At 46.0% G+C, this 20,324-nt stretch carries 20 protein-coding genes; 18 read left to right on the top strand and 2 right to left on the bottom strand.

All coding sequences use genetic code 11. The annotated features are described in order from the left end of the window. Positions 1-130: 130 nt before the first annotated feature. From xseA to NSS75_RS12935, 10 genes are all read left to right on the top strand, one after another. Entirely contained in the window at positions 131-1,477 is a 1,347-nt protein-coding gene (gene xseA / locus NSS75_RS12980; RefSeq protein ID WP_024122011.1) for an exodeoxyribonuclease VII large subunit, read from the top strand. Further along, on the top strand, positions 1,474-1,728 hold the full coding sequence (locus NSS75_RS12975; RefSeq protein ID WP_213417730.1) for an exodeoxyribonuclease VII small subunit: 255 nt from the start codon (positions 1,474-1,476) through the stop codon (positions 1,726-1,728). Before xseA ends, NSS75_RS12975 begins: the two co-directional genes overlap by 4 nt. After that, positions 1,718-2,608 (top strand): polyprenyl synthetase family protein, encoded by an 891-nt coding sequence (locus NSS75_RS12970; RefSeq protein ID WP_095713259.1) that lies wholly within the window; start codon positions 1,718-1,720, stop codon positions 2,606-2,608. The genes NSS75_RS12975 and NSS75_RS12970 overlap by 11 nt, the downstream gene beginning before the upstream one ends. Before the next feature lie 177 nt (positions 2,609-2,785). Next, positions 2,786-4,687, top strand: coding sequence for a 1-deoxy-D-xylulose-5-phosphate synthase (gene dxs, locus NSS75_RS12965; protein ID WP_339233323.1), 1,902 nt, complete (start codon positions 2,786-2,788; stop codon positions 4,685-4,687). Next, positions 4,684-5,529: a TlyA family RNA methyltransferase gene (locus tag NSS75_RS12960; RefSeq protein ID WP_024122006.1), complete on the top strand. Its 846-nt coding sequence runs from the start codon at positions 4,684-4,686 to the stop codon at positions 5,527-5,529. Before dxs ends, NSS75_RS12960 begins: the two co-directional genes overlap by 4 nt. Positions 5,530-5,625: 96 nt before the next feature. Then, complete coding sequence (argR, locus tag NSS75_RS12955) at positions 5,626-6,075, top strand: arginine repressor ArgR (protein ID WP_010334883.1); 450 nt, start codon at positions 5,626-5,628, stop codon at positions 6,073-6,075. A 35-nt stretch (positions 6,076-6,110) separates the two neighbouring features. Continuing rightward, entirely contained in the window at positions 6,111-7,841 is a 1,731-nt protein-coding gene (gene recN / locus NSS75_RS12950; RefSeq protein ID WP_101861022.1) for a DNA repair protein RecN, read from the top strand. A 174-nt stretch (positions 7,842-8,015) separates the two neighbouring features. Next, on the top strand, positions 8,016-9,293 hold the full coding sequence (gene spoIVB, locus NSS75_RS12945; RefSeq protein WP_024122004.1) for a SpoIVB peptidase: 1,278 nt from the start codon (positions 8,016-8,018) through the stop codon (positions 9,291-9,293). A 275-nt stretch (positions 9,294-9,568) separates the two neighbouring features. Next, positions 9,569-10,372: a sporulation transcription factor Spo0A gene (gene spo0A / locus NSS75_RS12940; RefSeq protein ID WP_010334880.1), complete on the top strand. Its 804-nt coding sequence runs from the start codon at positions 9,569-9,571 to the stop codon at positions 10,370-10,372. Positions 10,373-10,519: 147 nt separating this feature from the next. Next, positions 10,520-10,699, top strand: a complete 180-nt coding sequence (locus tag NSS75_RS12935; RefSeq protein WP_339233319.1) for a hypothetical protein — start codon at positions 10,520-10,522, stop codon at positions 10,697-10,699. A gap of 236 nt (positions 10,700-10,935) precedes the next feature. On the opposite strand, the gene NSS75_RS12930 is transcribed toward NSS75_RS12935, so the two are convergent. After that, positions 10,936-12,054, bottom strand: coding sequence for an NADH-dependent flavin oxidoreductase (locus NSS75_RS12930; protein WP_268544934.1), 1,119 nt, complete (start codon positions 12,052-12,054; stop codon positions 10,936-10,938). 72 nt (positions 12,055-12,126) lie between these two features. Beyond that, entirely contained in the window at positions 12,127-12,261 is a 135-nt protein-coding gene (locus NSS75_RS12925) for a hypothetical protein (RefSeq protein WP_339233317.1), read from the bottom strand. A 328-nt stretch (positions 12,262-12,589) separates the two neighbouring features. Here NSS75_RS12925 and NSS75_RS12920 point away from each other — a divergent pair, with 328 nt between their 5' ends. From NSS75_RS12920 to NSS75_RS12885, 8 genes are all read left to right on the top strand, one after another. Continuing rightward, positions 12,590-12,880 carry a hypothetical protein gene (locus NSS75_RS12920; RefSeq protein WP_024121999.1) on the top strand — a complete coding sequence of 97 codons (291 nt, stop codon included), beginning with the start codon at positions 12,590-12,592 and terminating at the stop codon, positions 12,878-12,880. A gap of 22 nt (positions 12,881-12,902) precedes the next feature. Continuing rightward, complete coding sequence (locus NSS75_RS12915) at positions 12,903-13,523, top strand: N-acetylmuramoyl-L-alanine amidase (protein ID WP_083244528.1); 621 nt, start codon at positions 12,903-12,905, stop codon at positions 13,521-13,523. 89 nt (positions 13,524-13,612) lie between these two features. Beyond that, complete coding sequence (locus tag NSS75_RS12910) at positions 13,613-14,356, top strand: glycerophosphodiester phosphodiesterase (RefSeq protein ID WP_185848840.1); 744 nt, start codon at positions 13,613-13,615, stop codon at positions 14,354-14,356. 123 nt (positions 14,357-14,479) lie between these two features. Beyond that, the gene (locus NSS75_RS12905; RefSeq protein ID WP_216394023.1) at positions 14,480-15,661 is read left to right on the top strand and encodes an acetyl-CoA C-acetyltransferase; all 1,182 of its coding nucleotides are present in this window, start codon (positions 14,480-14,482) and stop codon (positions 15,659-15,661) included. A gap of 25 nt (positions 15,662-15,686) precedes the next feature. Continuing rightward, positions 15,687-16,553, top strand: coding sequence for a 3-hydroxybutyryl-CoA dehydrogenase (locus tag NSS75_RS12900; RefSeq protein ID WP_268496678.1), 867 nt, complete (start codon positions 15,687-15,689; stop codon positions 16,551-16,553). A 28-nt stretch (positions 16,554-16,581) separates the two neighbouring features. Further along, positions 16,582-17,721 (top strand): acyl-CoA dehydrogenase, encoded by a 1,140-nt coding sequence (locus NSS75_RS12895; protein ID WP_024121994.1) that lies wholly within the window; start codon positions 16,582-16,584, stop codon positions 17,719-17,721. A gap of 31 nt (positions 17,722-17,752) precedes the next feature. After that, positions 17,753-18,877: a citrate synthase gene (gene mmgD / locus NSS75_RS12890; RefSeq protein ID WP_339233313.1), complete on the top strand. Its 1,125-nt coding sequence runs from the start codon at positions 17,753-17,755 to the stop codon at positions 18,875-18,877. 14 nt (positions 18,878-18,891) lie between these two features. Next, positions 18,892-20,310 carry a bifunctional 2-methylcitrate dehydratase/aconitate hydratase gene (locus NSS75_RS12885; RefSeq protein WP_106020078.1) on the top strand — a complete coding sequence of 473 codons (1,419 nt, stop codon included), beginning with the start codon at positions 18,892-18,894 and terminating at the stop codon, positions 20,308-20,310. The last annotated feature ends 14 nt before the right edge of the window (positions 20,311-20,324 follow it).

The raw sequence follows: 20,324 nt of genomic DNA, 5'->3' as shown, positions 1-20,324 counted from the left end.
AGATATTCAGAGACAGGCTAAAACCCTGCCTCTGGATAATGAGCACGATACCCGCTTCTTCAGGCTCCTTAAGCCAGAGCGGGTTTTCTTTAGTTATGGTGCAGGAATGCTTACGAGAGGAGTTTGAGACATGGGTGAAACAGCGTATGTTACTGTCTCAGCGCTGACAAAGTATATAAAACGAAAATTCGATGTAGATCCTCACCTTGAAAATATTTGGATTAAAGGCGAATTATCGAATGTAAAGATACACACGAGAGGCCATATTTACTTCACGTTAAAAGACGAAAACGCCCGGATGCAGTCGGTCATGTTCGCCAGACAGAGCGAGCGTCTTCCTTTTAAACCTGAAAACGGTATGAAAGTGCTGGTGAGAGGCGGAATTTCCGTATACGAACCGAGCGGAAACTATCAATTATATGCAAAAGAAATGCAGCCTGACGGGGTCGGAGCGCTTTATTTAGCGTATGAAGAATTAAAAAAGAAGCTAGCCGGAGAAGGTTTATTTGACGAACGCTACAAAAAACAAATCCCCGCATTTCCAGCCACAATCGGGGTTGTGACATCACCCACAGGTGCTGCTGTCAGAGATGTCATTACAACTCTAAAAAGAAGATATCCCCTTGTAAAAGTCATTGTTCTTCCAGCGCTCGTTCAGGGTGAAAATGCGAGCAGATCAATCGTTAGGCGCATTGAAGAGGCGAATGAAAAACAGGCGTGCGACGTATTAATTGTCGGAAGAGGCGGCGGATCGATTGAGGAACTGTGGGCGTTTAACGAAGAAATCGTAGCGCGTGCGATCTTTGCTTCCAACATACCGATCATTTCGGCAGTCGGGCATGAGACGGATTTTACCATCAGTGATTTTGTTGCGGATATCAGAGCGGCGACACCTACAGGAGCAGCTGAGATTGCAGTGCCCCATACCACTGATTTAATTGAACGGACGAAAACGGCGGAAGTCAGAATGACAAGAGCGATGCAGCAGCATCTCATCCAAAAAAAAGAACGGGTTCAAACACTTCAATCCTCATATGCATTTCGCTTTCCTAAGCGGCTGTTTGAGCAAAAAGAGCAGCAGTTTGACCTTGCATATCAGCAGTTTCAAGCTCAGCTTACCGCGCTGTTGGACCGGAAAAGCAGACAGCTTGAGCGCGAAACATACAGATTAGAGGCGCTGCATCCCCATGAACAGCTGAAACAGGCGAGAAAACGGTATGAGGATCAGACGAATCAGCTGAAAAAAAATATGAATATCCAAATGAAGCAGCTGCATTCTCAGTTTCAAACCGTTCTTGGCAAGCTGAACGCGCTAAGTCCCCTTCAAATTATGGAAAGAGGATACAGCTTGGCTTATAAAGAAGATGAACTCATAAAAAGCGTCAGTCAGATAGAAGAGAAAGACCAGCTTGAGGTAAAGCTGAAGGATGGCGTGCTGACCTGTGAAGTATTAAATAAGAGAGGGGAAGAAAAATGACAGACACGAAAAAAAATGAAAGCATGACGTTTGAAGAAGCGATGAAAGGCTTAGAAAGCATTGTATCAAAGCTTGAAGAAGGCGATGTGCCTCTGGAGCAAGCAATTAACTACTTTCAAGAAGGAATGGCTCTTTCAAAAATGTGCCATGAAAAGCTTCAAAAAGTAGAAAAGCAAATGGACTTCATTTTAAAAGAAGACGGCGAACTGGCACCTTTTAGTGTTCAGGAGGAAGACGAAGGTGACAAATAAATTAGCTAGCTTTCTGGCGGAGCGTAAAAAAGCGGTTGAAAAACAGCTCTTTGTATATACAGAAAACCTTAATATCCCGGATTCATTAAAAAAATCTATGCTGTATTCCCTTGAGGCCGGAGGGAAACGGCTGCGGCCTCTCATCGTGCTGGCGGTTTTGAATGCGTACGGAAAAAGTGAAAAAGACGGTATCCCAGTCGGGTGCGCTGTTGAAATGATTCACACGTATTCATTAATTCATGATGATCTGCCTTGCATGGATGATGATGATCTGCGCCGCGGAAAGCCGACAAACCATAAAGTATTTGGTGAAGCCACGGCTGTTTTAGCGGGAGACGGGCTGCTTACGGAAAGCTTTAAGCTGATTACATCCCATGTGTCAGACGAAGTATCCGCAGAAAAGCGGCTTCGTCTTGTGAATGAACTGATTTCAGCAGCGGGAACCGAGGGCATGGTCGGGGGGCAGATCGCCGATATGGAAGCAGAAAACCGTCAGGTCACGCTTGAAGAACTTGAATCCATTCATGAACGAAAAACAGCCAAACTGCTCGGTTTTGGCGTCATCGCCGGCGCTATTTTGGCGGATGCGCCTGAGGAAGAAATTGAAACATTGCGCGTCTTCAGCAGCCACATTGGAATCGGTTTTCAAATCAGAGACGACATTTTAGATGTAGAAGGCAGTGAAGAGAAAATCGGCAAACGTGTCGGCTCGGATACAACGAACGACAAATCGACTTATCCGTCACTTCTGTCACTGGAAGGGGCCAAAAAGAAATTGGACGGTCACATAAAAGAAGCAAAGCGCTTGATCGACGGGCTCTCCCTTCAAAAAGACCTTTTGCATGAGCTTTGTGATTTAATTGCGGCTAGAGACCACTAAAACGATCCTTATTTGAAGCGGCTGCACGACATATGGTAAAATGTAAGCAGTTTCGATGAAAATCAAAAGGAAGAGCGCGTTTGTCTTTTTTTATGCCTGAGAAATGATCTGAGTTCAGCTCGGCATTTAAGACATATATCAATGCAGAAATTCATGCTGAAAGTGAGTTGATCCGCTTTGGATCTTTTATCAATACAGGACCCGTCGTTTTTAAAAAACATGTCCATTGATGAATTAGAGAAATTAAGTGATGAAATCCGTCAGTTTCTGATTACGACTTTATCGGCTTCTGGCGGTCACATTGGCCCTAATTTGGGTGTCGTTGAGCTTACCGTTGCATTGCATAAGGAATTTAACAGCCCGAAAGACAAGTTTTTGTGGGATGTAGGCCATCAGTCTTATGTCCATAAGCTGCTGACGGGCCGGGGAAAAGAATTTGAGACCCTTCGTCAGTATAAAGGGCTTTGCGGATTCCCGAAGCGGAGCGAAAGCGAACATGACGTATGGGAAACCGGTCACAGCTCAACTTCCTTGTCAGGTGCGATGGGGATGGCGGCCGCTCGCGATATTAAAGGAACGGATGAGTTTATCATTCCGATTATCGGTGATGGTGCGCTGACCGGCGGAATGGCGCTTGAAGCGCTGAACCATATCGGTGACGAGAAAAAAGACATGATTGTTATCCTCAATGATAATGAAATGAGTATCGCTCCGAATGTCGGTGCTATTCATTCCATGCTCGGACGGCTGCGAACAGCCGGGAAATACCAATGGGTTAAAGATGAGCTTGAATACCTGTTTAAGAAGATTCCGGCTGTTGGGGGCAAGCTTGCCGCCACGGCAGAACGTGTCAAAGACAGCCTGAAGTATATGCTTGTCTCAGGCATGTTTTTCGAGGAACTCGGATTTACTTATTTAGGCCCTGTGGACGGACACTCTTATCATGAGCTGATTGAGAATCTTCAATACGCTAAAAAAACAAAAGGCCCTGTCCTTCTGCATGTGATCACCAAAAAAGGAAAAGGGTACAAACCTGCTGAAACCGATACGACCGGTACGTGGCACGGAACCGGCCCATATAAAATTAATACAGGTGACTTTGTAAAACCAAAAGCCGCAGCGCCTGCATGGAGCAGCCTTGTCAGCGGCACAGTACAGCGAATGGCACGTGAGGACGGGCGAATCGTGGCGATAACACCGGCAATGCCTGTCGGTTCGAAGCTTGAAGGCTTTGCGCAGGAATTTCCTGACCGAATGTTCGATGTCGGAATTGCAGAGCAGCATGCCGCTACAATGGCCGCCGCTATAGCATTACAAGGGATGAAGCCGTTTCTGGCTATCTATTCAACGTTCCTGCAGCGTGCATATGACCAGGTTGTTCATGACATCTGCCGTCAAAACGCCAATGTGTTTATCGGAATTGACCGTGCCGGATTAGTCGGTGCAGATGGCGAGACGCATCAAGGCGTATTTGATATCGCGTTTATGCGCCACATTCCAAATGTGGTCTTAATGATGCCAAAGGATGAAAATGAAGGGCAGCATATGGTTCATACAGCGCTCAGCTATGACGACGGTCCAATCGCCATGCGTTTTCCGCGCGGAAACGGCCTCGGCGTCAAAATGGATGAACAGCTTAAAACGATCCCAATCGGCACGTGGGAGGTGCTGCGTCCGGGTAGCGACGCGGTCATCTTAACATTTGGAACAACAATTGAAATGGCGCTTGAAGCTGCTGAAGAGCTGCAAAAAGAAGGCCTTTCCGTACGCGTCGTCAACGCGCGATTCATTAAGCCGATTGATGAAAAGATGATGAAGGATATACTAAATGAAGGCTTGCCGATTCTAACGATTGAAGAAGCGGTCTTAGAAGGCGGATTCGGAAGCGCGGTTTTAGAATTCGCTCATGATCAGGGAATGTATCATACGCCGATCGACAGAATGGGCATACCGGATCGATTTATAGAACATGGTAGCGTAACGGCGCTTCTTGAAGAAATAGGATTAACGAAACAGCAGGTGGCAGACCGAATTCGATTGCTGGCACCGCCGAAGACACATAAAGGAATTGGATCATGACGGCTAAGAAAGAACGATTAGATGTATTACTAGTGGAAAGAGGGCTTGCGGAAACGCGGGAAAAAGCGAAACGGGCCATTATGGCAGGGATCGTGTATTCGAATGAAAACCGCTTGGACAAGCCTGGAGAAAAAATTGACCGCGAGCTTCCGTTGACGATCAAAGGAAACCCGCTGAAATATGTGAGCAGAGGCGGCTTAAAGCTTGAAAAAGCGCTGAAAGAATTTCCTGTCTCTGTTCAGGACAAAATTATGATTGATATCGGTTCCTCCACCGGCGGCTTTACAGACTGTGCTCTGCAAAACGGTGCAAAACAGTCGTACGCGGTGGATGTAGGCTATAATCAGCTTGCGTGGAAGCTAAGACAGGACGAACGCGTCGTCGTGATGGAACGCACGAATTTCCGTTATGCGACTCCGGCAGACTTCACAAAAGGCATGCCGGAGTTTGCTACGATTGATGTATCCTTTATTTCACTTCGGCTGATCCTGCCCGTTTTAAAAACATTGCTTGTACCGGGCAGCGATTGTATTGCGCTTGTCAAGCCTCAGTTTGAAGCAGGCCGGGAATCTGTCGGCAAAAAAGGCATTGTCAGAGATCCGAAGGTGCATGCGGATGTTCTGCGGCGTATGATCAGTTTTTCGGCTGGCGAGGGCTATATCTGCAAAGGCCTGTCATTTTCTCCAATTACGGGAGGAGACGGAAATATTGAATTTCTCCTTCATTTGCACTGGCTGGGAGAAGGTCAAGAAGGTGCAGGTTTGCCTGAGGAGGAAATCAGCCGTATAGTGGAAGAAGCACATAAGACGTTAAAAGAAAAAAAAGCAGATGTACCGGAATAATAGGGCGCTATTATTCCTTTTTTCTGCATTCATGTACTTTTTGCGGAGAATCATATACCATATAAGAACAGATAAGCTGGAAATAGAGGTGCTTACATGAACAAAGGCCAGAGGCATATCAAAATCAGAGAAATCATTACAAGCAATGAAATCGAAACCCAAGATGAATTGGTCGACATGCTGAAGCAGGATGGATACAAGGTGACACAAGCCACGGTTTCACGTGATATTAAAGAGCTTCACCTTGTGAAGGTGCCGACAAATAACGGCTCATATAAATACAGCCTACCGGCGGACCAGCGTTTCAATCCGCTGTCTAAGCTGAAACGGTCACTGATGGATGCTTTTGTGAAAATAGACTCAGCAAGCCATATGATTGTGCTGAAAACCATGCCGGGCAATGCCCAGGCAATCGGAGCGCTTATGGACAATCTGGATTGGGACGAAATTATGGGGACCATTTGCGGAGATGACACCATTTTAATTATTTGCCGGACTCCTGAAGATACCGACGGCGTAAAAAGCCGGCTCCTAGAGCTGCTGTAAAGGAAATCTAACAAAGATAAGAGGTGTAATGCTGTTTGTTAGCTGAATTATCGATTAAAAACTTTGCCATTATTGAGGAACTGACGGTTTCTTTTGAACGCGGGCTTACGGTTTTAACAGGAGAAACCGGAGCCGGCAAATCCATCATCATAGATGCCATTTCACTTTTGGTCGGTGGCCGCGGTTCATCTGAATTTGTCAGATATGGAGAAACAAAAGCCGAGCTTGAAGGGCTGTTTCTGTTAGATAGCGGCCATCCCGTTTTTGACGTTTGTGCTGAACAGGGGATTGACGTTTCAGATGAAATGATCGTCATGAGAAGGGATATCAGCACGAACGGAAAAAGCGTATGCCGGGTTAATGGCAAACTTGTAACGATTGCGTCGCTTAGAGAAATCGGCAGGCTTTTATTAGATATTCACGGGCAGCACGATAACCAGCTGTTAATGGAGGACGAAAACCATCTTCAGCTTTTGGACAAGTTTGCGGGAGCCGAAGTGGAAAGCGCACTTCAAGCGTATCAGGAAGGCTATCAGCGATATATGAAGCTGCTTAAAAAGTTGAAGCAGCTTTCTGAAAGTGAGCAGGAAATGGCACACCGGCTTGATCTGATTCAATTTCAGCTGGAAGAAATCGAATCAGCAAAGCTTGAACTGAACGAAGATGAGCAGCTGCAAGAAGAGCGCCAGCAAATTTCAAATTTCGAGAAAATATTTGAATCACTGCAAAATGCTTATAACGCGCTGCGCAGCGAGCAGGGCGGTCTGGACTGGGTCGGAATGGCCTCGTCTCAGCTTGAAGATTTATCCGATATTAACGAACCGCTGCAAAAACTTTCTGAGAGTGTTTCGAACTCCTACTACCTTTTAGAGGACGCTACATTTCAGATGAGAAATATGCTGGATGAGCTTGAATATGACCCCGAGCGCTTGAATTTTATTGAGACGCGTCTTAATGAGATCAAGCAGCTGAAGCGGAAATACGGGGCAACCGTTGAGGATATTTTAGAATATGCTTCTAAAATTGAAGAAGAGATTGATCAAATTGAAAACAGAGACAGCCATCTGCAAAGCCTGAAGCAGGAGCTGGATTCGGTTGGTAAAGATGTTGCAGTAGAAGCGGCAAACGTTTCCCGAATCCGAAAAACGTGGGCGAAAAAGCTGGCTGAGGAAATCCATCGTGAACTGAAAAGCTTATATATGGAAAAGTCGACTTTCGATACGGAGTTTAAGGTCAGAACGGCGACCCGCGATGAGGAAGCACCGGTCGTAAACGGACAGCCTGTTCAGCTCACTGAACAAGGGATTGATCTGGTGAAGTTTTTAATTTCCACCAATACGGGCGAGCCGCTGAAATCTCTTTCTAAAGTTGCTTCTGGCGGAGAGCTGTCGAGGGTCATGCTTGCCATTAAAAGCATTTTTTCCTCACAGCAGGACGTTACCTCGATTATATTTGACGAGGTAGATACAGGTGTAAGCGGCAGGGTCGCTCAGGCTATTGCTGAAAAGATTCACAAAGTATCGATGGGATCACAAGTGCTATGCATTACGCACCTGCCTCAGGTAGCAGCCATGGCCGATACCCATCTTTACATTGCGAAAGAATTAAAAGACGGAAGAACGACGACGCGTGTAAAGCCGCTGACTAAACAAGAGAAGGTGACGGAAATCGGACGCATGATAGCAGGAGTCGAAGTCACAGACTTGACGAAACGCCATGCGAAAGAGCTGTTAAAACAAGCGGATCAAGTCAAAACAACTGGGTAAGCTGCGCGATATGCGCAGCTTATTTTTTTGTATACACATCCATTCGTTCATCAGTATATCCAATGTTTTTCTTTATAAGACAGTTATAAATAAGGGCTGAGAAGGCAAAAGTAATGATGTAGCAGCAATTCATAAAGAAGGTGTGGGGTAGGAGCGAGGAGAGTGAAGTAGTGAATGCCGGATAACATCAGAAAAGCAATAGGTTTAATTCTCCTTGTTTCGTTATTAAGTGTAGGTTTATGCAAACCATTAAAAGAGTATTTACTGATTCCAACGCAAATGAGAGTATTTGAAACCCAAACACAAGCCATTGAAACGAGTTTATCGGTAAACGCCCAGGAAAAATCATCAGAAGCGTTTACAGTTGAGAAAGACCCGCATGAAATCAAAGTCACAGGCAAAAAATCAGGCCAGTCAGAATTAGTATATGATCTTGCCGGATTTCCAATCAAAAAAACAAAAGTGCAAGTTCTTCCGGATTTAAAAGTCATACCGGGCGGGCAATCCATCGGTGTCAAACTTCATTCCGTGGGAGTCCTTGTCGTCGGATTTCATCAAATTAACACAAGCGAAGGGAAAAAATCCCCTGGTGAATCGGCAGGTATTACAGCAGGCGACATTATTATTGAGATGAATGGACAGAAAATTGAAAAAATGAATGATGTTGCCCCGTTTATTCAAAAGGCGGGAAACACCGGAGAGTCACTTGATTTGCTGATCAAACGTGATAAACAGAAGATCAAAACAAAGCTGATTCCTCAAAAGGATGAAGCTGAAGGCAAATACCGAATCGGTTTATATATCAGGGATTCTGCCGCGGGCATCGGCACGATGACTTTTTATGAGCCGAAAACAAAAAAATACGGAGCGCTTGGCCACGTGATCTCCGATATGGATACGAAAAAACCAATCGTCGTGGAAGATGGAGAAATTGTCAAATCGACTGTGACATCAATTGAAAAAGGGACAGGCGGAAATCCTGGAGAAAAACTGGCGCGATTTTCCTCTGAACGCAAAACGATCGGGGACATTAACAGAAACAGCCCATTTGGAATCTTCGGCACGTTACATCAGCCGATTAAAAACAAAATATCAGATAAGGCGCTGCCGGTTGCCTTTTCAAATGAAGTGAAAAAAGGGCCTGCGGAAATCTTAACGGTCATTGATGATGATAAAGTAGAAAAATTTGATATCGAAATCGTCAGCACGACACCGCAAAAATTTCCGGCTACAAAAGGAATGGTCTTAAAAATTACCGATCCGAGACTGCTGAAGGAAACAGGCGGCATTGTACAAGGCATGAGCGGGAGCCCAATCATTCAAAATGGAAAGGTCGTCGGCGCTGTCACCCATGTGTTTGTCAACGACCCGACAAGCGGTTACGGTGTGCATATTGAATGGATGCTGTCTGAAGCAGGAATCGATATTTACGGAAAAGAAAAAGCAAGCTGACTGCCGGATCTCCGGCAGTTTTTTTGCTTTTCTCCCTCTTCACTTCTCATCATACATACGTTAAAATGAACAAAAGAAGATTTTTCGACAAATTCACGTTTCCTTATTTGTCAAATTTCATTTTTAGTCGAAAAATAGAGAAAAACATAGAATAACGAAGATATGCCACTATTATTGTTAGTTATGATTTTTTTTAGAGGGTATATAGCGGTTTTGTCGAATGTAAACATGTAGCAAGGTGGAATCCTGTTAACTACATTTGGGGAGGAAGAAACGTGGAGAAAATTAAAGTTTGTGTTGCTGACGATAATCGAGAGCTGGTAAGCCTGTTGAGTGAATATATAGAAGGACAGGAAGACATGGAAGTCATCGGAGTTGCTTATAACGGACAGGAATGCCTGTCGCTATTTAAAGAAAAAGATCCTGATGTGCTCGTCTTGGATATTATTATGCCTCATTTGGACGGACTTGCTGTTTTAGAGCGACTGAGAGAATCCGATCTGAAAAAACAGCCAAACGTCATCATGCTGACAGCCTTCGGACAGGAAGATGTCACGAAAAAGGCCGTCGATTTAGGAGCGTCCTACTTTATTCTCAAACCGTTTGATATGGAAAACCTTGTCGGCCATATTCGCCAGGTCAGCGGAAATGCCAGCAGTGTGACGCATCGCGCGCCGTCATCACAAAGCAGCATTATACGCAGCAGCCAGCCTGAACCAAAAAGGAAAAATCTCGACGCGAGCATCACAAGCATTATCCATGAAATCGGCGTCCCTGCACATATTAAAGGCTATCTCTATCTGCGTGAAGCGATCTCAATGGTGTACAACGACATCGAACTGCTCGGCAGTATTACAAAAGTCCTCTATCCGGACATCGCCAAAAAATTCAACACAACCGCTAGCCGTGTAGAAAGAGCGATCCGCCACGCGATTGAAGTGGCATGGAGCAGAGGGAATATTGATTCCATTTCCTCATTGTTCGGCTATACAGTCAGCATGACGAAGGCAAAACCTACAAATTCAGAGTTCATTGCGATGGTTGCGGATAAGCTGAGATTAGAGCATAAGGCTTCTTAAGCATGATCAGCAAAAGCACTTAAATCAAACGTCTTTTATTTATTGGTTTCCGCTGATAAATAGGAGGCGTTTTGTTTTTGGATAAATCTGTTATAATGAATGCGGTAGATGGGTGAATATTTGTTTATACGCTTGGAGTGATCGAAAATGTGTGAAAAGTACGGGCTGCTGATGGCTGTATTTATCCTTTCGCTTTGTGTCAATTCAAACATCATCGTGGAGTCACACAAAATAGGCATGCTGATTGACTTCATTTCATTTGCTGCAATGGTCATATGTATATTCGTTGGTTGGACCATGAGAAACAGAAAGTCAAAAACGGATTGAAACCTTTTCCGCTGTATGTTCGTAGTAAAAAGAGCAATTGAGGTATAAAGGAGACATATCATGAAAAAGAGAAAACGTGACGGACTGCTGTTCGATTTTCTAACCGAAGGAATTGGTCAGCTTCTCATTTTGCCATTTAAATATGTGCACAAACTATTCGATTGACGAAAAGGCCCTTTCCTAAGGGTCTTTTTTTATCAAAAAGACTGCCGAAACATTTCGGCAGTCACATCAAATTAATCTTTATAAGGAACCCATCCAGGTGTGTTCACAATCGCTTGCCATAGCGGCTCAGGCAAGTGATATTTTTCTTTGTCTGTCCCTTTTATCACAGTTTCAATTTGTTTTTCGCGTCCTTCTTTTACTTTTACAGCCCAATCAGGATCAACTAAAATTTCACGCCCCATCGCCACCAGCGGAATACCGTTTTCAATCACAGCAAGCGCGTCATCAGCAGAATGGATGGAACCAACAGCAATCAGAGGCACCTTGTGTCCGACACGTTCATTCAATAAGTCCATGCGCGTACGTGTCGGGTCTGCCCCGCGGCGCGCTTTGGAGTTGACGTCCATCAATGAAATATGGAGGTAATCCAGTTCTTTTTCTACTAAGGCATCAACAAGCGTGAAGGTTTCTGTCATTGTCAGTCCCGGTGTATCTGGCTCTTCCGGAGACAGGCGGTAGCCGACTAAAAATTCATCTTTCGCGTGATCGGCAATTGCTTGTTTCACCTCATCCACAATAGCAAGCGGGAAGGCTAATCGTTTCTCATCGCTTCCTCCCCAGCGGTCTGTGCGCTGATTTGTTTTTGGGGAATAAAACTGCTGAATTAAGTAGCCGTTTGCACCGTGAATTTCGACACCGTCAAAGCCGGCTTCAATGGCGCGTCTTGTCGCTTCTCCAAAAGCCTTCACAATGTTTTCAACCTCTGCTTCTGTTAAGGCGCGGGCCATTTGTTTGCCGTTATCAGACACGTCACTTGGCGCGACAACATCCTGATTCGGAACGAGCTCAGCAGGGCATTCAATTCCTCCGTGATGAATTTGCACAATCGCTTTTGACCCTTGTGCTTGAATGGCTTGCGCTAATCTTTTTAGCCCGGTAATATGTGAGTCGTCATGGATGGCTGGCTGTCCGGGAAATGCTTTTCCATCAGGTGTGACGTTTGCGCATGCTGTAATCACCATTCCCATTTCTTTTGATCGGGGGATGATATAGTCCAGCTCCGCTTCAGAAATCGTACCGTCCTCATTGGAAGAATAATGGGTCATTGGGGCAACCGCGATCCGGTTGTCAATCGTAACGCCGCTTCGGAATGTAAATGATTCAAAGAGCGGTTTGTACTTTGGATTCATAAGATCATCTTCTTTCGTTTGGATTCGCACATATTCTAGCCTATATGTAAAATTTGATGCAATCAATCTGCTTCACCGGCTGAATATCTTGAGTGCCGAATGTGGTTTTCTTCGCTCTTTTTCGGGGCTTTTGTAGCAGCCTTTGATTTGATGGCCAATGGAGCAAGTGATGACCGCCGCGGCTAGCAGCAGAACGAATTTTTTCATGAGCTGTAACTTCTTTCTGTAAAGTAAATATTCTTTAAAAGCTTACGCCTGCCCAACCCTTCCGTCAAACCATCTGCTCACCGTATTCATCAATTTTTTTTAAAATGAATATAAAGTTGCTTCTTTCAGCTAATTTTTTCTAAAATGCTGCTCTTTTAGAGACATCCTCATAGACAGATCCGCTTGCTTTCTTTCTAACAACAGGAAATCAGCAGGTCAGATAGCCCTTTTGAAAATCATGGAAATGTTGTGCCGGCTTTTGTGCAAGCTTTACAAATCCGCCATTCTGGTCAAAGATAAAAGCCAAACATCAGGAAGAGGTGATCATGTGAAACAAGCTGGTCTATTTCTGTTTACTGTACTGCTGCTTTCCGGATGCAGTATTGCAAGCGCGGATGAATCAGCCCCGAGGTTTACAGAAGAGGGCAAATACATCGGCTCGGCCGATCCTCATACAATCGCTGTTTCCCTTAACGGAGAAGAAACCATGATACAAGTTCCAAGAGACAAGCGCGATGATTGTGAGGATCTGCCAGATCACACAAATGTCCAGGTGAAATATATAAAAAAAGAGAACGGAACCTTACAGCTGGAAGATATTCAGCAAAAGAATTCGTAATGACAGACCGGAGGGAGAAACGTTGAGAATGTTATGGAGGAGTTTAGCGATATGCGGATTGGCTTTTATGCTCGCACCCTGTGCGCAAGCGGCAGAGCCGGTAGCAGGGAAGACGGTATATATTGATGCCGGCCATGGCGGCAAAGACAGCGGGGCAGTCGGAAACGGGCTCTTGGAGAAAAATATTAATTTGGCTGTCTCCCGTCATGTTGTGGACAAGCTGAAAGCGGAAGGAGCGAACCCTGTCGCTACAAGGACAGATGATCATTTTCTGACCTTGGAGGAAAGAGTGGCAAAAGCAAGTGCAAACCATGCCGATCTTTTTGTCAGCATTCATGTGAATTCGGGCGTTTCCTCCGCTTCAGGCACGGAAACGTACTTTCAGTCTGATTATGAAGCGGAAAACAGTCAGCGGCTGGCATCGGATATTCAGTCAGAGCTGGTATCATCCTTGCAAACAAGAGACAGGGGTGTGAAAGAATCAGATTTTTATGTCATTACATATTCACAAATGCCGAGCGTGCTGGCTGAGCTTGGATTTATTACAAACAGCTCTGATGCGGACAAGCTTGGGAGTGAAGTATATCAGGAAAAAGCTGCAGACGCGATTGTCGCGGGGATCGATTCTTATTACGCACAATAGTCTGAGTACAAGAAACCTTAATTCTAGAGTGACAAGGCCAAAATCAGTATAATGAAGAAAACGGGCAACTTTAGGCTTGAGGTGAAACAATGACAAAGATTTTTGCCCATCGGGGGGCATCAGGTCATTATCCCGAAAATACAATGATTGCATTTGAAAAAGGGATTGAAGACGGAGCAGACGGAATAGAGCTTGATGTTCAGCTGACAAAAGACGGACGTATTGTCGTTATTCATGATGAAAGGCTCGACCGGACGACATCCTTAAAAGGTTTCGTAAAGGACACGGTGTACGATGTCTTGAAATCCGCGGATGCGGCTGCCGGTCATCATCAAACAGTCGGCGATGTAAGGGTGCCGCTGCTGGAAGACGTGCTCTCGTGGGCTGAAAAAAAGGATTTTCTGATTAACATTGAATTGAAAAACAGCGTGATCCGCTATGAAGGAATGGAAGAAAAAGTGCTTGAGGCAGTAAAGCGATTTAAAATAGAAGAAAGAACGATTCTGTCCGCATTTAATCATGAAAGCTTAGCGTTATGCGGCCGGCTGGCACCCCATATTGAGCGGGCGGTACTAACCTCAGATGTGCTTTATCAGGCTGATCAATATGTAAAATCTATTCCGGCAGCCGGCTACCACCCAAAGCTGCATAGTCCGGCGGTAACGGATGAAATGCTGGAGCAAATGCGGAACAGTTCGATTAAGGTAAGGCCTTTTACAGTCAATCGGCCAGACGATATGGAGCATTTGATGAAAATGGGAGCAGACGGCATTTTCACAGATTTTCCGGAGCGGGCTGCTGCCATCGCTAAGAAATTGAATAGAAGAAATTAGTTTTCAAGAAGGCTGCCGGAGCAGCCTTCTTTTTTCATTCATTCATACCTGTTTCAAAGCATACATTCATAGAAGACATCAAGAAATGTAAGCGCTGTCTATCTTCTGATTTGAGGTGACACTATGAGGAAAACAGTTATTGTAAGTGCTGCGAGAACCCCGTTTGGTAAATTTGGCGGGGCATTAAAAGAAGTAAAAGCTGCTGAACTCGGGGGCGCTGCTATGAAAGAGGCGTTAAAGCGTGCCGGAGTCTCTGGAGATCAGGCGGAAGGCGCGGTCATGGGTATGGTTGTCCAAGCCGGTGCGGGCCAGATACCTTCCCGGCAAGCTGCCCGTATAGCCGGATTGCCTTGGAGTGTGCCATCGGAAACGCTGAATAAAGTTTGCGCCTCCGGCCTCCGCGCTGTCACTCTATGTGACCAAATGATTCGGGCGCATGATGCGGACATTCTTGTTGCCGGAGGCATGGAGAGCATGAGCAATATTCCGTATGCTGTTCCCGCTGGCCGCTGGGGCGCGCGGATGGGTAACGGTGAGCTAAGGGATTTAATGGTTTATGACGGATTAATGTGCGCTTTTGATGAAGTGCACATGGCCGTTCACGGAAATACGGCGGCCAAGGAATATGGAATTTCACGTAAAGAGCAGGATGAATGGGCCCTTCGAAGCCACAAGCGGTCGGCCGAGGCGGCCGATGAAGGAAAGTTTGATGAAGAAATTGTTCCTGTCAGCTGGCTTGGCCGGAAAGGAAAAACAAACATTGTTGACAAAGATGAAGCGATTCGCCGCGATACCACTCTCGATCAGCTTGCGAAACTTTCCCCGATTTATTCGAGTGACGGATCCATTACAGCCGGCAATGCGCCGGGAGTCAACGACGGAGCGGGTGCATTTGTATTAATGTCTGAGGAAAGAGCCGCTGAACTTGGAAAGCCTCCTCTTGCAACCATTCTTGGTTTTTCAACAGCCGGAATGCAAGCGCATGAGCTTGCGGCTGCTCCGGGATATGCAATAAACAAGCTGCTGAAAAAGACCGGTTTTACATTACAGGATATTGATCTTTTTGAAGTCAATGAAGCATTTGCATCTGTTGTATTAACAGGTGAAAAAATCGTCGGGTTTGATCTTGAAAAAGTAAACGTGAATGGCGGAGCGATTGCGCTGGGCCACCCGATCGGCGCTAGCGGTGCGAGAATTTTGATGACACTTGTGTACGAATTAAAGCGCCGGGGAGGCGGACTGGGTATTGCTGCTATTTGCAGCGGGGCGGCTCAGGGAGACGCTGTCTTGGTTCAAGTTCATTAAAACATTGACGGAGAAGGGGATTTGAATGGAAATCAAACATATCATGGTAGCCGGCGCCGGACAGATGGGAAGCGGAATTGCCCAAACAGCGGCTGAAGCCGGCTTTTATGTGCGGCTGTATGATTTGAATCCGGAGGCAGTGGAAACTGGGTTTCAGCACATAAAAAAGCATTTGAACCGCGCTGCTGAAAAAGGAAAAAAGACGGAAGCTGAAGTGAAGGCTGTTATCAGCCGTATTTCGCTTTCCACCGCGCTGGAGGAGGCGCAGCATGCGGATGTTGTGATTGAAGCAATTGCAGAAAGCATGACGGCAAAAACTAAATTGTTCAAAAACCTTGATCATATTTGCCCGGCTCATACGCTTTTGGCCAGCAATACATCTTCCTTGCCTATAACAGAAATTGCGGCTGTCACAAATCGTCCAGAACATGTCATTGGCATGCATTTTATGAACCCCGTCCCTGTTATGAAACTGGTTGAAGTCATTCGCGGCCTGGCGACATCAGATGAAACGGCATTAACCATTACGGCATTAGCGGAAAAAATGGGGAAAACACCGGTCGAAGTCAATGATTTTCCCGGATTTGTCTCCAACCGTGTGCTTCTCCCAATGATTAATGAAGCCATCTATTGTCTTTATGAGGGGGTAGCTGAGCCAAACGCAATAGACCAGGTTATGAAACTTGGCATGAATCACCCGATGGGTCCGCTTAAATTAGCTGATTTTATCGGGCTGGACACGTGTTTGTCGATAATGGAAGTCCTTCACTCCGGGCTTGGAGACTCCAAGTACCGTCCTTGCCCGCTGCTTCGTAAGTACGTCAAAGCAGGGTGGCTCGGCAAAAAGAGCGGACGCGGCTTTTATCATTACGGCGAGGAGAAGAATACCTGAAGTCAATTCCAATCCGGGGGTGGCCGAGTTGCATTTAACCCAAGAGCAAGTCATGATGCGAAAGATGGTGCGTGATTTTGCCCGAAAAGAAATTGCTCCTGCTGCGGAGGTCATGGAGAAAACAGATGAATTTCCATTTCAGCTAATGAAGAAAATGGGTGAACACGGCTTGATGGGAATACCAGTGCCGGAACAATATGGCGGCGCTGGAGCGGACGTTGTTTCTTATATTTTGGCCATTCATGAGATTTCTAAAATCAGCGCGGCGGTCGGTGTCATTCTTTCGGTTCATTCCTCAGTGGGCACAAATCCGATTTTGTACTTCGGAAACGAAGAGCAAAAAGTGAAATATATACCAAAACTCGCCTCAGGCAACTACTTGGGTGCATTTGCGCTGACTGAGCCTTACTCTGGATCGGATGCCGGGAGCCTTCGCACCACAGCAATCAAAAAGAACGGCAAATATATTTTAAACGGATCGAAAATTTTCATAACAAACGGCGGTGCCGCTGACCTCTATATTACGTTTGCTTTAACTGCTCCAGGCCAAAACAGGAGCGGGATTTCGGCTTTTATCGTTGAAAAGAACACACCGGGTTTTACAGTCGGCAAAAAAGAAAGAAAGCTGGGGCTTCACGGGTCCAATACAACAGAGCTGATATTTGAAAATGCGGAAGTGCCGGAAGAGAATTTGCTGGGCGAAGAGGGCGATGGATTTAAAATTGCGATGGCGAATCTGAATGTGGGGCGCATCGGCATTGCAGCACAAGCGCTGGGAATCGCAGAGGCTGCCCTAGAATATGCGGTTGCTTACGCGAAACAGCGTGTCCAATTCAACAGGCCTATCGCAGCCAATCAAGGCATATCGTTTAAGCTCGCCGATATGGCGACAAGAGCAGAGGCGGCAAGGCACCTTGTCTATCATGCGGCAGATCTCCATAACCGCGGCCTGGCCTGCGGAAAGGAAGCGTCCATGGCTAAACAATTTGCTTCCGATTCAGCGGTGAAGGCTGCCCTTGAGGCAGTCCAGATTTATGGAGGATATGGTTATATGAAGGATTATCCGGTCGAACGGCTGCTTAGGGATGCAAAGGTAACACAAATTTATGAAGGTACAAATGAAATTCAAAGACTCATTATTTCCAAGCACCTGCTTGGCGCAATCTGACAGATAATAACGCAAAGCGGAGGTTGAGAATATGGATGGTAAACAGCATTTTTCTCCAGGTCTGGACGGGGTCGTAGCGGCAGAAACGGATATTTCTTATCTTGACACACAGTACAGCCAGATATTGATTCGAGGCTATGATTTAATTGATCTTTCAAAAACCAAAAGCTATCTAGAACTGGTACATCTATTGCTGGAGGGGAGGCTGCCGGATGAAAATGAAACGGAAACGGTCAAAAGGAAGGTCAACAGCGCTTCAAACCTGACGGCTGACATTGTCCGTCTTCTTGAGCTGCTGCCTGAACATACTCATCCGATGGATTGTCTGCGAACCGGGGTATCGGCTCTTGCCGGCTACGACCGCCAAATTGACGATCGGTCGCCTTCTGCAAACAAGGAACGCGCCTATCAGCTTTTAGGGAAAATGCCTGCGCTCACAGCAAGCAGCTATAGAAAGATAAATAAAGGAAAACCGATTCCCCCGCTTCAGCACCTATCCTACAGCGCGAATTTCTTATACATGATGACAGGCAAAATACCGTCCGCATTGGAAGAGCGGATCTTTGACTGTTCACTCATTCTGTACAGTGAGCATGAGATGCCGAATTCAACCTTTACGGCCAGGGTGATTGCTTCAACACAATCGGATCTTTATGGCGCATTGACAGGAGCTGTAGCTTCTTTGAAGGGGAATCTTCATGGAGGCGCAAACGAAGCGGTCATGTATATGCTTTTGGAGGCAAAAACAAAGCCTGATTTTGAACAAATCCTGTTATCAAAACTGAGAAATAAAGAAAAAATCATGGGCTTCGGCCACCGAGTGTACATGAAAAAAATGGACCCGAGAGCGCTAATGATGAAAGAAGCGCTTCAGCAATTATGCGATCAAGCCGGAGATCACCGTTTATACGAAATGTGTGAAGCAGGGGAGCAGCTGATGGAGCGGGAAAAAGGGCTTTATCCGAATTTGGATTATTACGCCGCCCCGGTGTATTGGATGCTTGGCATACCAATTCCGTTGTATACACCTGTCTTTTTCAGTGCGAGAACGGCAGGCTTATGCGCACATGTGATTGAACAGCATACCAATAACCGCTTGTTCCGCCCGCGTGTCCGCTATACCGGCCCGCGATATGAGAACAAATCCAAATCATGAAAGGAATGGGTCGAATGCTGAAAACGGATCATGTCATTGAAGAAATAACAGACTATGTGCTTGAGAAAGAGATTACGAGTTCAGAAGCGTTTACAACGGCAGGTCACGTTTTGCTGGATACACTCGGCTGCGGGATTTTAGCGCTCCGCTATCCCGAATGCACCAAGCTGCTCGGCCCGATTGTGCCAGGAACCAGTGTGCCAAACGGAAGCAGAGTGCCGGGAACGTCATATGTTCTTGATCCTGTACGGGCAGCATTTAACATAGGGTGTATGATCCGCTGGCTTGATTACAACGATACATGGCTTGCGGCGGAGTGGGGGCATCCGTCAGATAACTTGGGGGGCATTCTTGCGGCGGCTGATTATGTATCAAGAGTGAGGCTGTCTGAAGGAAAAGAGCCATTAACGGTTCGCGACGTCCTTGAAGCGATGATCAAGGCTCACGAAATTCAAGGTGTGCTGGCTTTAGAAAACAGCTTAAACCGAGTCGGGCTTGATCATGTGTTGTTTGTCAAGGTGGCAACGACGGCTGTAGCCGCAAAGCTGCTGGGCGGCGGAAGGGAAGAAATCAATCATGCGCTTTCGAATGCTTGGATTGACAATGCAGCCTTGAGGACATACCGGCATGCGCCTAATACAGGCTCGCGCAAATCGTGGGCCGCAGGAGATGCGACCAGCAGGGGCGTTCATCTCGCACTGATGGCATTAAAAGGGGAAATGGGTTACCCGACAGCTTTGACCGCTCCGGGCTGGGGCTTTCAAGACGTATTATTCAACAAGAAAGAGATCAAGCTCGCCCGCCCGCTTGACGCTTATGTCATGGAAAATGTGTTGTTCAAAGTCTCTTATCCTGCGGAATTCCACGCCCAGACAGCGGCAGAGTGTGCCGTCATTCTTCATCCGCAGGTCAAAGACCGTATCGATGAAATTGACCGTGTTGTTATCAGAACGCATGAATCAGCTATTCGCATCATTGATAAAAAAGGCCCGCTGCATAATCCCGCGGATCGCGATCATTGTCTGCAATACATCACAGCGATTGGTTTAATATTCGGTGATATCACTGCACAGCATTATGAGGCTGATACGGCAAGTGATCCAAGAATAGATAAACTTCGAGAAAAAATGGAAGTGACTGAAAACAAAGCATATACGGAAGATTATCTCAAACCAGATAAACGCTCCATTTCAAATGCCGTTCAGATTTATTTTAAAGACGGAACAAGTACAGAGATGGTTGAATGTGAATTTCCGCTGGGCCATCGTTTTCGAAGAGGCGAGGCTGTGCCAAAATTGTTAGAAAAGTTTTCTGCGAATCTCAAAACCCATTTTTCTGAGAAGCAGCAAAAACATATTTACAAGCGCTGCACCAGCTCTGAAACATTACAAACGATGCGTGTAAACGATTTTGTCGATATGTTCTGTATGTGAAAGGAGGATTCATA

Source organism: Bacillus sp. FSL K6-1012 (assembly GCF_037964915.1).
Taxonomy (GTDB): Bacteria; Bacillota; Bacilli; order Bacillales; family Bacillaceae; genus Bacillus; species Bacillus halotolerans.
Note: the sequence above shows the minus strand (reverse complement) of the source record. Positions and strands in the feature narration are given on the sequence as shown.